The 12812-nt window shown below is 61.5% G+C and carries 9 protein-coding genes; 3 read left to right on the top strand and 6 right to left on the bottom strand.

All coding sequences use genetic code 11. The features are described from left to right. Window positions 1–11: 11 nt before the first annotated feature. Together WBR25_RS12355 and WBR25_RS12350 are read right to left on the bottom strand one after the other, a co-directional pair. Window positions 12–1586 carry a cation:proton antiporter domain-containing protein gene (locus WBR25_RS12355; protein WP_479748082.1) on the bottom strand — a complete coding sequence of 525 codons (1575 nt, stop codon included), beginning with the start codon at window positions 1584–1586 and terminating at the stop codon, window positions 12–14. 54 nt (window positions 1587–1640) lie between these two features. Further along, complete coding sequence (locus tag WBR25_RS12350; protein WP_005337281.1) at window positions 1641–2390, bottom strand: HAD-IIA family hydrolase; 750 nt, start codon at window positions 2388–2390, stop codon at window positions 1641–1643. Window positions 2391–2587: 197 nt separating this feature from the next. Here WBR25_RS12350 and WBR25_RS12345 point away from each other — a divergent pair, with 197 nt between their 5' ends. Then, complete coding sequence (locus tag WBR25_RS12345; protein ID WP_429059186.1) at window positions 2588–3652, top strand: adenosine deaminase; 1065 nt, start codon at window positions 2588–2590, stop codon at window positions 3650–3652. Window positions 3653–3765: 113 nt separating this feature from the next. Here the strand turns inward: WBR25_RS12345 and WBR25_RS12340 are convergent, their stop codons facing one another. The 4 genes from WBR25_RS12340 to WBR25_RS12325 form a co-directional block, all read right to left on the bottom strand. Further along, window positions 3766–4752, bottom strand: a complete 987-nt coding sequence (locus tag WBR25_RS12340) for a zinc-binding dehydrogenase (RefSeq protein ID WP_429106775.1) — start codon at window positions 4750–4752, stop codon at window positions 3766–3768. A gap of 146 nt (window positions 4753–4898) precedes the next feature. Further along, complete coding sequence (locus WBR25_RS12335) at window positions 4899–6020, bottom strand: alkene reductase (protein ID WP_429106774.1); 1122 nt, start codon at window positions 6018–6020, stop codon at window positions 4899–4901. A 195-nt stretch (window positions 6021–6215) separates the two neighbouring features. After that, window positions 6216–7751 (bottom strand): TerC family protein, encoded by a 1536-nt coding sequence (locus WBR25_RS12330; protein ID WP_429106772.1) that lies wholly within the window; start codon window positions 7749–7751, stop codon window positions 6216–6218. Window positions 7752–8051: 300 nt separating this feature from the next. Beyond that, window positions 8052–8978, bottom strand: coding sequence for a cation diffusion facilitator family transporter (locus WBR25_RS12325; RefSeq protein WP_005361338.1), 927 nt, complete (start codon window positions 8976–8978; stop codon window positions 8052–8054). A 167-nt stretch (window positions 8979–9145) separates the two neighbouring features. Between WBR25_RS12325 and ydiJ the strand changes: the two genes are divergently transcribed. Further along, window positions 9146–12217, top strand: a complete 3072-nt coding sequence (ydiJ, locus tag WBR25_RS12320) for a D-2-hydroxyglutarate dehydrogenase YdiJ (protein WP_479748079.1) — start codon at window positions 9146–9148, stop codon at window positions 12215–12217. After that, a complete protein-coding gene (locus WBR25_RS12315) occupies window positions 12217–12705 on the top strand; it encodes a hypothetical protein (RefSeq protein ID WP_216951012.1) in 489 nt (162 codons plus the stop codon). The genes ydiJ and WBR25_RS12315 overlap by 1 nt, the downstream gene beginning before the upstream one ends. Window positions 12706–12812: the final 107 nt, after the last annotated feature.

The following is a 12812-nucleotide window of genomic DNA, read 5'->3' as shown; positions in this document are numbered from 1 at the left end:
TGGCCGACAGTTCAAAGTGGCTGCAAGCGGCGGATCACATGGCGGGCAAAGCCGCTGCCCGCTTCGTTGTAGACGTTGAACACTGCATCCACCCCCTGTTCCTTGAGGGAGGCGATATCATCCTCGAAGCGGACGATGGCGGCTATCTTGCCGGCAAAGCCGTGGCTGCGCAGCTTCTCGATGGCGTAGAGGTTGCCCGAGTGGTGGGGCATCGCCAGCAGCACCAGATTGACCTGATTGGAGAGCAACACCTTGTCCCAGAAGTCGGTATCGGTGGCATCCCCCTCGATGACGTTCATCCCCTGAGCCCGCAGGGTCGGTAGCTTCTCGCTGTCGTTCTCCACCCCGAGGATGACGTTGCCGTACTTGTTCTCCAGCTCGAAGTAGGCCCCCTGACCGATCCGCCCCATGCCGAGGATGATCACCTCCGCATCGCCCAGCTCGATGGGCCTGTCTTCCGGATGGAGGTTGCTCGCCTGCAATCCCCGCAGCCAGTGGCCGATGCGGTGGTAGATGCGCTCGCTCTGGGCATTGAGGGGGGCGGAGACCATAAAACTTGCCGCCAGCGCCAGCGAGACCGCCACCAGCCACTCGTGGGAGATCCAGCCCGCCTTGGCGGCGATGGCGGCGACGATCAGGCCAAACTCCGAGAAGTTGGTGAGCGCCAGGGTGGAGAGCAGGGCGGTGCGCACCCGCAGGTGGGCGCCGCTGTAGACCACATAGTAGAGGGCGCTTTTGAGCGGCAAGGCCAGCACCAGCGCCAGCGCCAGCAACATGGTGTCGTGGGTGGGCAGGCCGTTGAGGCCGATGGTGAGAAAGAAGCAGACCAAAAAGAGATCCTTGAGGTTAAAGAGCGCCTTGGCCAGTCCCGCAGCGGCGGGATGAGAGGCGAGCATCATACCGATGATCAGCGCTCCCAGATCCGGTTTGAGCCCCACCACTTCAAAGCCGGCGGCCCCCACTACCAGCGCCAGAAAGACCCCGAACAGCACCTGCAGCTCGCCGTGACCTGCCCGCTCCAGCAGCTTGAACAGCAGCGGGCGCAGCAGCGGCAGCCCCAGTACCCAGAGCGCCCAGATGCTGGGCAACTTGCCGCTTGAAAACGCCAGAAAGGCCACGGCGAACACATCCTGCATCACCAGCACCCCGATGGCGATGCGGGCGTAGAGGGCGTTCATGTCGCTGCGATCTTCCAACACCTTGACCGCAAAGACAGTGCTGGAGAAGGAGAGGGCAAAGCCCAGCAGCAGCGCCAGCTTCCAGTCCAGCGACAGGGCAAGTTCAAGCCCCAGTCCCTTGCAGACCAGCAGTACCACGGTAAAGAGCAGGGTGGAGAGCAGCAGGTGCAGGCTGGTGGTGCCCCACACATCGCGCCGCATCAGGGTCTTGATATTGAGCTTGAGACCGATGGTGAACAGCAGCAAGGTGACGCCGAGATCGGCTACCTCGCTCAGGGCAGGAGTATTTTCATATCCCATGCCGTTGAGGATAAAACCGGCGGCCAGAAAGCCGAGCAGGGGAGGCAGGCCAATCAGATTGACTACCATGCCGCAGCCAAAGGCCACAGCGATCAGAATGGGTTCCATAACAGATCCTGCAAGGGCAGGAGAGACCTGCCCTGTTTAACGCTTGGGTGGTGATTAGACGATATCGATGTCGACCACGGAGTCGAAAATATGGTTCGGGCGAAACGGCATGCGGTCGATATCGGCGACCTTGCTCACCCCGGAGAGCACCAGCACCGTCTCGAGACCGGCCTGAAAGCCCGCCAGAATGTCGGTGCGCAGGTTGTCGCCGATGATGATGGTGTCGTCGGAGTGGGCCTCCATCCGGTTGAGCGCCGCACGGATGATCCAGGCGCTCGGTTTGCCGACATAAAACGGCTTCTTGCCGGTCATCCGCTCGATGGGGGCGCACAGGGCGCCGCAGGCCGGGTGCATCATGGGGCCGTGGGTATCGGGGTTGGTGGCGATAAAGCGGGCCCCCTGATCGACGAACTTGGCCCCCTGTTGCATCATGGTCCAGTTGTAGTTGCGGGTCTCGCCCACCACCACGAAGTCCGGGTCGATATCGGTGATGGTGAAACCGGCCTTGTAGAGCTCGTGGGTCAGCGCCCCTTCACCGATCACATAGGCCTTCTTGCCATCCTGACGCTTGAGAAAGTCGGCGGTGCCCATGGCGGAGGTATAGAAGCACTCCTCCGGCACTTCGATCCCGGCGGAGCGGAAGCGGTTTTGCAGATCTTTCTGGGTCTGGGCCGGGTAGTTGGTGAGGAACAAGAGCTTGCTGCCCTGCTCCAGCAGGCGATGGACGAAACGGTCGGCACCGGGGATGAGATCGTTGTTGTGCAGGATGACACCGTCGATATCGCAGATGACGTTCTTCTTCATGAAAACTCCTTGTCAGGGCGCAGGCGAGCCGCCAATCGTTAAGATGTTCAATCATTTATGATTTTTGTGACGCCATTATAAGTCTGTTTGATGACAAGTCTCCCCTGTCTCGTCACTTCGGTGCACAATAAAGCTGCCGTCGGGTCAGTCTGGTGGAGGGGCTGACGCCGGATCACTTTGCTGATGGAGCCGTCGCTATGGACACCCCGATTTCCAAGCCAGTCACACCCGAACACCTCACCGCCGCGCAATTTATCGCCGGACTGCCGAAACTGGAGCTACACCTGCATATCGAGGGCAGCCTCGAACCCGAGCTGATGTTTGAGCTGGGCCGCCGCAATAACATCCCGCAGCCCTGGCCCGATGTGGCCAGCGTGCGCGCCGCCTATGACTTTGACTGCCTGCAATCCTTTCTCGACCTCTACTATCGCGGCGCCAGCGTGCTGGTGACCGAGCAGGACTTCTTCGACCTCACCTGGGCCTATCTTGAGCGTTGTGCCGCCGACAAGGTGGTGCATGTGGAGATCTTCTTTGACCCGCAGACCCATACCGCCCGCGGCGTCCCCTTTGCTACTGTGCTGGGCGGCATCGAGCGGGCGCTGCAGACCGGGGAGAAGGAGTTTGGCATCAGCTGGCGCCTTATCATGAGCTTTTTGCGCCACCTGAGCGAGGATGAAGCGTTCGCTACGTTGGCAGAGGCTATGCCCTTCCTGTCGCGCATTCACGGCATCGGCCTTGACTCCGGGGAGAGGGGCAACCCGCCCACTAAATTTGCCCGGGTCTTTGCCAAATGCCGCGAGCTGGGGCTGCCGGTGGTGGCCCACGCGGGTGAAGAGGGGCCTGCCGACTACATCTGGCAGGCGATCAACGAGCTGCAGGTATGCCGCATCGATCACGGGGTGCGCTCGGCCGACGATCCCGAGCTGCTGCGCTATCTGGCCGATACCCGGCTGCCGCTCACCGTCTGTCCCCTCTCCAACACCCGGCTCAAGGTGTTCGGCAATATTGCCCAGCACAATGTGTTGCGGCTGCTGGAGCAGGGGCTCTGCGTCACCATCAACTCGGACGACCCTGCCTACTTTGGTGGCTATATGAATGCCAACTTTGTGGCGCTGGCCGATGGCCTCGGCGCGACCATGAGTCAGCTCTGCCGCTTGTCGCTCAATGCCGTTGAGGCGAGCTGGCTCTCTCTGGCCGACAAGGCGCGGCTGACCCGGGAGATCCGCAGTTATGCCGCGACTCACGGGGTGATCTTGCACTGAGTCAGGCGCCAATGAAGTCGAGATGAGATGCAGTAGATATAAAGAGAGGCCCGCCCCCACTGGCGGGCCTCTCTTATTTCAAAGGCTGGTGTGGTTTCTGGAGGAGGGCTGTATTACGCCACTCGCACCAGAAACTTCTCGCCCTGTCCTTCGCGCTTGAAGCGCTCGAGCAGGGTGGGTAGTTCCTCAAAGTCGCCGACCACCAGCGGCGGCAGGGTCAGCTCGCCGCTCGCCATTTGATCCATCATGGCGACACCAGCGGCCACCAGTCGGCTCCACTGCTTGTCGGTGCCAAAGGCGTGCTGGGCGCCCAGCGCAATCTCGTGCAACGAGTGGCAATGGCTAAAGGCGGGCAGCGGATTGTGCGGGATGCGCCCGAGCACAGTCACCATGTGACCGTAGTAGCCAAGGGCGGGCAGCAGGCTCTCAGCCTGTTGGCTGGAGACCAGATCGATGATCCCCTCGAACGGCTCGTTGCCGTTGGCGGCTTGCAATATGGCCAGCCAGTCGAGATCCCGATAATCGGCCACCCCCTGCACACCTATCTGCTTGAGCCACTGATGGTGGCGTGAGCTGGCGCTGGCAAAGACCCGCGCTCCTTGCTGGAGGGCGAGCTGCACCGCAAAGCGGCCGACGCTGCTGCCAGCTCCTGTGATGAGCAGCGCTTCCCCGTGCAGGCGCGGCAGCTTGGCCAGCGCCTGCCACGCGGTGAGGCCGGGACAGGGCAGGGCGGCGGCGGCCTCGTCACTCAGGGCATCGGGCACCGGCAGCAGGGCGCGGGCGGGTACCCGGGTGTGGCGGGCAAAGCTGCCGTGGTGGCGCAGGTCGGTGTGATAGGCGACCCGGGTGCCGAGACGCAGATGGCTGACGTTGGCGCCGAGGGCCACGATAGTGCCCATGCCATCGACGCCGGGCACCTGACCCTCCTGCCAGTTGGAGTGGCCATATTCGATCAGCTTCCAGTCCACCGGATTGAAGGCGATGACCCGGTTTGCCACCAGCACCTCGTCAGGGGCGAGCGGTGCCAAGGGCAGATCGGCGAGGGTAAGCTGGGTCGGTTCACCGGGGGCATGCCAGCACCAGGCTTGGGTGTGATTCATGATGACTCCTTGTGAAAGCGAGGGGAGAGAACAACGAGGTCATTGCAACAGCAATACAGAGAAACTGCCACAGCTGCGAATGGGCAACAATACGGCAGGCCCCAACCTGTGGGGCCTGCGTTACGTGGCCGGTTGGCCATCGACAATCAGCGGCTGGCTGCTGCGTCATCGGCCTGATAGGTGGGGTAATCGGTCAACCCCTTCTCGCCGCCGCCAAACAGGGTGGCCGGATCGTGGGGGGCCAGCGGATAGCCGTGGCGCAGCCGGTTCGGCAGATCCGGGTTGGCGACGAAGGGGCGGCCAAAGCCAATCATGTCGGCCCAGCCCGCTTCTAGGGCGGCGCGTGCCCGCTTGCCATCATATTTACCGGCGTAGATCAGGGTGTTGGGGAAGGCATCGCGCAGACCCTGCTTGAAGTTCTCCGGCATCAGGGGGGCATCGTCCCAGTCCGCCTCGGCGATGTGCAGGTAGACCACGTTGAGCTGGCCCAGCAGGCGGGCGGCCGCCAGATAGGTCTCCTGCGGATTGGCATCGACTGTGCCGTTGAGGGTGGTGAGCGGCGCAAGACGCACCCCAACCCGATCTGCGCCGATTTCGCTACTGACCGCCTCGGTCACTTCTTTGAGAAAGCGCAGCCGGTTTTCCAGCGAACCGCCGTAACCGTCGGTGCGGGCGTTGGATTCGGAGTCGAGGAACTGGTTGATGAGATAACCGTTGGCGGCGTGCAGCTCGATACCGTCAAAACCGGCGCTGATGGCGTTGCGAGCTGCCTGACGGAACTGGCCCACCACCGCATGGATATCGGTCTGAGTCATGGCGCGCGGGGTGACTGTCTCGACAAAGCCTGGCGCATCGCTGCCGTTATCAACGAACACCTTGACGCCCACTGCGGGCAGGGCTGAAGCGGAGATGGGCTGGGCGCCGCCGATGTTATCCGGATGGGTGACGCGGCCCACGTGCCAGAGCTGGGCGAAGATAGTGCCCCCCTTGGCGTGCACGGCATCGGTCACCCCTTTCCAGCCAGCGATCTGCTCGGCGCTGTAGATCCCCGGCGTCCAGGCGTAGCCCTTGCCCATGGGGTCGATTTGGGTGCCTTCGCTGATGATCAGGCCCGCCTCGGCGCGCTGGGCGTAGTAGCTCGCCATCATGGCGTTGGCCACATCACCCGGCTGACTGGCACGGGAGCGGGTCATGGGGGGCATGACGATGCGGTTGGCAAGGTGCAGCTGGCCGAGGCGCAGCGGGCAGAACAGGTGATCGTGGCTCATCTTGAGTTCCTCATGGTGGAAGTGAGGCCACTTTATGCCGCCATCTTGTTGTGAAAAAGAGGGGTAATTGCACAAGAGAATTGCACTTGATGCAGCAATCAGCGCAAACCGTCGGGAAAGAGGCGTTGAGGCATAAAGTTGAAGCATAAAAAAGAGGGCCGTCTGGCCCTCTTCTGTATTCTGCTGGTGGCAGGCTCAAGCCGTGGCGGGCATCACTTTCACCCGCTCGATGCGCCGCTCGCTCACCTCGATCACCTCGAAGTTGAGCTGCTGCAGTTGCAACTGCTGGCCCGGGGTGGGCAGAGTGCCGAAGTGGGAGAGCAGCATGCCCGCCAGGGTTACGTATTCATCGCTCTCGCTCACCAGCCCCTCGTGCTCCAGCACCTGCTCCACATGATGGATGTTGGTGCTGCCGTTGATCAGCCACCCTTCGCCATCGCGCACGATATCCGGGGTTTCGTCCTCGTCCGGCAGCTCGCCGACGATGGCCTCCAGCAGGTCGTGGGTGGTGACCAGCCCCTGGATCACGCCAAACTCGTCGGAGACCAGAATAAGGCTCCCCTTGGCTTTGCGCAGCTCCGCCAGCAGGCGGATCACGTTGATGGTCTGCGGCACGATAATGGGATCGTTCTGCTTGGCCAGTTCGCTCAAGGATTGCCCTTCGTTCAAGGCAAACAGCAGATCGCGCGCCTTGACCACTCCGATCACCTCGTCCAGATCCCCGTCACAGATAGGGAACAGGCTGTGGGGCTCGCGCTGCAGCAGGGCGCGGATCTCGTCGCTGGAGTCGTTGATATCGATCCAGGCCATCTCCGAGCGCGGGGTCATGATGGTGCGAATGGAGCGCTCGGCCAGCGACAGCACGCCGGTCACCATATAGCGCTCCTCCTCGCCAAAGCTCACCGGCGCTACGGCAGGGGCATCCAGATCGTCATCCGGCTGATCCTGATAGGCCTTGCTGCCCATCAGCTTGAAGATGGCGGCAGTGGTGCGCTCGCGCAGCGGCTGTTTGGATTCGTGACGCATGGCGCTGCGCTGGGCCAGCTGGTTGAAAAACTCGATCAGCACCGAGAAGCCGATGGCCGCGTAGAGATAGCCCTTCGGAATATGGAAGCCAAATCCTTCCGCCACCAGGCTGAAGCCGATCATCAGCAGGAAGCTCAGGCAGAGCACCACCACGGTTGGATGAGCGTTGACGAAGCGGGTCAGCGGTTTGGAGGCGAGTACCATCACCACCATGGCGATGGTCACGGCGGCCATCATTACGCCAAGGTGCTCCACCATGCCGACGGCGGTGATGATGGAGTCGAGCGAGAAGACCGCATCGAGCGCCAGAATTTGGGCGATCACCACGCCGAAGCTGGCGTAGGCGCCGACCGGGCCATCATCCTGGGGCTTGGCTTCCAGCCGCTCATGCAGCTCGGAGGTGGCCTTGAACAGCAGGAACAGGCCGCCCCCCATCAGGATCAGGTCCCGACCGGAGAAGGGGTGATCCCACAGGTGCAAAATCGGGGTGGTCAGGGTGACCAGCCATGACATGACGCTCAAGAGCCCAAGTCGCATCAGCAGGGCCAGCGACAGGCCGATGACGCGTGCCTTGTCCCGTTGGGCGGGGGGCAGTTTTTTCACCAGAATGGCGATAAAGACCAGGTTGTCGATCCCCAGCACGATTTCCAGAATGATCAGGGTAAACAGACCAATCCAGATATGGGGATCCAGCAGCAATTCCATTGTATGACCTCAATAAAAACAGACAGAGCAGAGAGTGATCACGGCGCACGATGGCCGCAGTAACAGCAAGGCAAAGGTGTTATTCAGAGGCGCTGATTAAGCAGAAAAAGATAGGCTTTGATAGAGAGAGACGAAGGGCAACTTCGGGGATTGTCCATGATGGGCAATAAAACCTCGGGTGAAAAATGAGCCCTGATGATAGCGGCTGGCGCCAATTTGGCAAGAGCAGTGTCAGTGGGGCGTGATGGGGTTGTGATGCGACAGGGGGAGGCGGCCGTGCCACGCTCCCCCGTGCGGTCGTTACAACCAGCGCTTTTCGCGGGTGAAACAGACCGACAGCCAGGCATCCCCCAGGGTGTCGCCAAGGCGAGACCAGAGCTCCTGACGCAGGGCATCCTGACGTTCGACGGGCCACTCCTGACCCGGCGCCACCAGAATGTTCAATTCCAGATCGAAGCGGCGACCGCTTTTGGCCAGATGGCTGTAGCACTCGATGCCGTGGCGCTGGCGCAGCGCCTCGATCTCCTGCTCGACTTGCCGTGGCACATCCCCCTTGGGGGCGATCTTCAACACTTCCCGCAGGTTGCGACCGAGCACCTTGATGGGAATGAGGGTGGCGCAGAGGGCCAGCAGCGAGACCAGCACCGGGTCTATGTAGCGGTTGTATTGGCCGTAGCCGATGGCATCGAGGCCGATGGCGACCACAAAGCCAATCAGCAGAGTGGCGCTGAGCAGGGTATCCACCAGCCATTCCTTGGAGTCGACCCGCACCAGCTCGGAGTCTACCTGCTCGGCGACCTGGGCTTCGATGCGATAGATGATGGCGCAGAAGAAGGTGGAGACGGCGGCATAGATAAGGGCGTGGCCGAGATCGATCTCCCGTCCGCCATCCAGCAGGGTGGTGATGCCGCTATAGAGAGCGCCAAGGCAGAGCAGCAGAATAATGGTGCCATTGATGACGTTGGTGATGGGCTCGAAGTGGGCATAGCCGTATTGGAAGCGCGCATCGGAAGGGCGGGTAACGAGATAGGCGGTAACAAGACCGAGGCCCGTCATGCCCATGCTGAACAGGGTGAAGATACCATCGAGCATGATGGCGTTGGAACCGACGAAGAGGCCGTAGCCGATGCCGAAGATGGCAAAGGTGATACAACCGAACAGCGACAGGGTAAGCGCCTGTTTTTCGGTGGTGACCAGCGTACTGATAACATGGCTGTGGTGAGCCATAAAAGTCCTCCTTTCAAATGGTGAATATTGCCAAGCGCAAGCGGTTTTCTAGCTGATATACTGCCCGCTCACATGTGAGCGGACTGGCCTGACTGCCATTGACAGGCGGCTGGCCAGTCGTTGTCGCCGGCGTGCCGGCATCAAGCAAAGGATGGGAACAAGGATTCATGATCCCGAGACTCGATTACCAGGACAGTTTGTCACCCGCAACCCTGCAGTTTCTTGAGTTGCTAGAGCGCAGCGCATTTCGTGGTGATATCGAAAAGTCTTATGCAAGCCGGTTGGCGATGGCGACGGATAACAGCGTCTATCAGGTAGTACCTCAGGCGGTTCTCTATCCGCGCAGTGCGGACGACATAGCAGCAATGCTCAAGCTGGCCGCAGAGCCGGCGTTCGCCTCCTTGAGTTTTTTCCCTCGCGGTGGCGGTACCGGCACCAATGGCCAGTCATTGGGCGGCGGCATTATCGTCGATCTCTCCCGTTATATGAACCAGATCATGGAAATTAATCTGGAGGAGGGGTGGGTGCGTGCCCAGGCCGGGGTGGTGAAAGACCAGCTCAACGCCTATCTCAAGCCCCACGGTTACTTTTTCTCGCCGGATCTCTCCACCTCCAACCGCGCCACCTTAGGGGGCATGATCAACACCGACGCCTCGGGGCAGGGGTCTCTGGTCTACGGCAAAACCTCGGATCACGTACTGGGTCTCAAAGCGGTGCTGGAGAATGGCGATATCATGGCGACCGAGCCGCTGACCGGTGAGCGACTGGCCGACAAGCTGGCGCTGGAGAGTCGCGAAGGGGAGATCTATCGCACCCTCTATCGTATCGGCAAGGAACGCCGCGCCGACATCGAGGCGACCTTCCCCAAGCTCAACCGCTTTTTGACCGGTTACGATCTCAAACACCTCTATCAACCCGATACTGACACGCTGGATGTGAGCCGGGTGTTGTGCGGATCTGAAGGGTCTCTCGGCTTTATCACCGAAGCCAAACTCAACATCACCCCCATCCCACGCTACCGCACCCTGGTCAACGTCAAGTACGACAGTTTCCCCTCCGCCCTGCGCAACGCCCCCTTTATGGTTGAAGCCCAAGCGCTGTCGGTGGAGACGGTGGATTCCCGGGTGCTCGGGTTGGCCCGCGCCGACATCATCTGGCATTCGGTGAAAGAACTTATTCAGGACGTGCCCGGCAAGGATCTGCAGGGACTCAACATTGTCGAGTTTGCCGATACCGACGAGGCAGAACACAAGGCCAAGGTGGCGGAGCTCTGCCGCCGTATCGACGACCTGCTGGCCAAGGGCGAGGCGGGGATCATCGGCTATCAGGTGTGTGACCACCTGCCGAGCATCGAGACCATCTACACCATGCGCAAGAAGTCGGTGGGGCTGCTGGGCAACGCCGAAGGACGCAAGAAGCCGGTGGCCTTCACCGAAGATACCGCCGTGCCGCCCGAGTCACTGGCCGATTTCATCATGGAGTTTCGTGCCCTGCTGGACGCCCACGGCCTCGACTACGGCATGTTTGGCCACGTCGATGCCGGTGTGCTGCACGTGCGCCCGGCGCTGGATTTGTGCGATCCCGAGCAGGAGGTGCTGCTGCGCCGCATCTCCGATCAGGTGGTGGCCCTTACCGCCAAATATGGCGGTCTGATGTGGGGCGAGCATGGCAAGGGCTTTCGCTCCGAATACAGCCCCGCCTTCTTTGGCGAGCTGTGGGAAGAGCTGCAGCGGGTCAAGGGGGCGTTCGACCCGGCCAACCGCATCAACCCGGGCAAGATCTGTATCCCCTACGGTAGCGGCGCCGAGCTGGTGTCGGTGGATGGCCCCAAGCGTGGCAAGTATGACCGCCAGATCCCGCTCGCCGTGCGCACCAGCTACACTCGCGCCATGGATTGCAACGGCAACGGCCTCTGTTTCACCTTCGAGACCGACTCCCCCATGTGTCCCTCGGTCAAGATCAGCCGTGATCGCCGCCACTCCCCCAAGGGGCGGGCGGGTCTGATGCGTGAATGGTTGCGTCAGCTGGCGGAGCAGGGCTTCGACCCGTTGGCGGAAGAGGTGGCGCTGCAATCCGGTGGCGTACGCTTCAAACAGCTGGTGGACAAGGTGCGCAACAGCTGGGCCAAACAGCGCGGCGAGTATGACTTCTCCCACGAGGTGATGGAGGCGATGGCGGGCTGTCTGGCCTGCAAGGCGTGCACCAGCCAGTGCCCGATCAAGGTGGATGTGCCCGATTTTCGCGCCCGCTTTATGCAGCTCTACCACGGCCGCTACCTGCGCGCCCCCAAGGATTACTTCGTCGGCACGGTGGAGAGCTATGCGCCGCTGCTTGCCAAGGCGCCGAAGCTGGTCAACTTCTTCCTCGAAAAAGAGTGGGCCCAGAAGGCGACCGAGAAGAGCATCGGCATGGTCGATGTGCCGCTGCTCTCGGTGCCGACCCTGGCCGAGAGTCTGCACGACAACCGCGCCCGCTATTTTGATCTGCCGGGTCTGGAGCGGATGAGCGCCGAGCAGCGCAAGCAGGTGGTGCTGATCGTGCAGGACCCCTTCACCAGTTATTACGACGCCCCCGTGGTGCGCGACCTGGTGAAACTCGCCAGCAAGCTCGGCTTCCAGCCCTACTTGCTGCCCTTTAAACCCAACGGTAAACCCCAGCATATCAAGGGATTCCTGCGTGCCTTTGCCCGCACTGCTGCCAACAGCGCCCAGTTCCTCAACAAGGTGGCGGCGCTTGGCATTCCCATGGTGGGGGTGGATCCGGCCATGGTGCTTTGCTATCGCGACGAGTATGCCAAGGCGCTGGGGTCGGCCCGCGGTGATTTTCAGGTGTTGTTGCCGCAGGAGTGGCTGCTCTCGCTGCCGGCAGATCAACTGCCTGCCAGCGCCAACAAGGCAAAGAGCGAGGAGGGGAGTGAGCCCTGGTATCTGTTTGCCCACTGCACCGAGAAGACAGCCAAGCCCTCCACTCACGGTGACTGGGGTACCCTGTTTGGCCGCTTCGGCGCCAAACTGCAACCAGTCTCGGTCGGTTGCTGCGGTATGGCGGGCACCTATGGTCACGACGTCAAACAGGTGGAGAACTCCAAGGGCATCTATGGGTTGAGCTGGGCCGACCCGCTCGCCCGTCTACCCAAAGCGCGCTGTCTGGCAACTGGCTATTCGTGCCGCAGTCAGGTCAAGCGGATGGAGGGGGAAAAGCTCAAACATCCATTGCAAGCCCTGCTGGAGCTGCTCTGATGCTGACGTTTCCCAAGCGGTTTCGGGTGCCGAAGGCCTATCGACATCCACGTTTCTTGCTGTTACCCGCCACTCCTGCTCAGGCGGTGGTGGAGTTTGTCGCCATGTTGCGCGAGCGCGAGCAGCTTCATCAGCTGTTTCGCTCGAACGATCTCTGGCCCTCGTCCAACTTCAGCCTGAGCCAGCACGAAGGAGATCTGGAGTGGCAGCAGTCGGAGTTTCTGGCCAAGCGCTCGTTCGCCTATGGCCTCTGGAGTCCGGATCGGGAGCCGCAATTTTGGGGTGGGGTTTATCTCTACCCCTCGGTGTTGCCGGAGGTAGCGGTGGAGCTCTTCTTCTGGAAGGTGGCCGAGGCGCCCATCACGGATGAGGAGCTGGAGATTCAGCTGCGCGAGTGGCTCGCCAGGGTGTGGCAGTGGCCAGACCCCCGCTTGCCGGGGCGAGATGTGCCTTGGGCCGAGTGGCCCGGCGTTACCTACCCCTGGTGACATCCAGCTTAAGGGCATGATTGTGTAACACGCAGCGCCGGGTCGGGGCTGCGTTGTTACCACGTCACCTGGTAACCAACAACTCATATAACAGAACCATGTTGCCG

Source organism: Aeromonas sp. MTB, from assembly GCF_056632455.1.
Note: the sequence above shows the minus strand (reverse complement) of the source record. Positions and strands in the feature narration are given on the sequence as shown.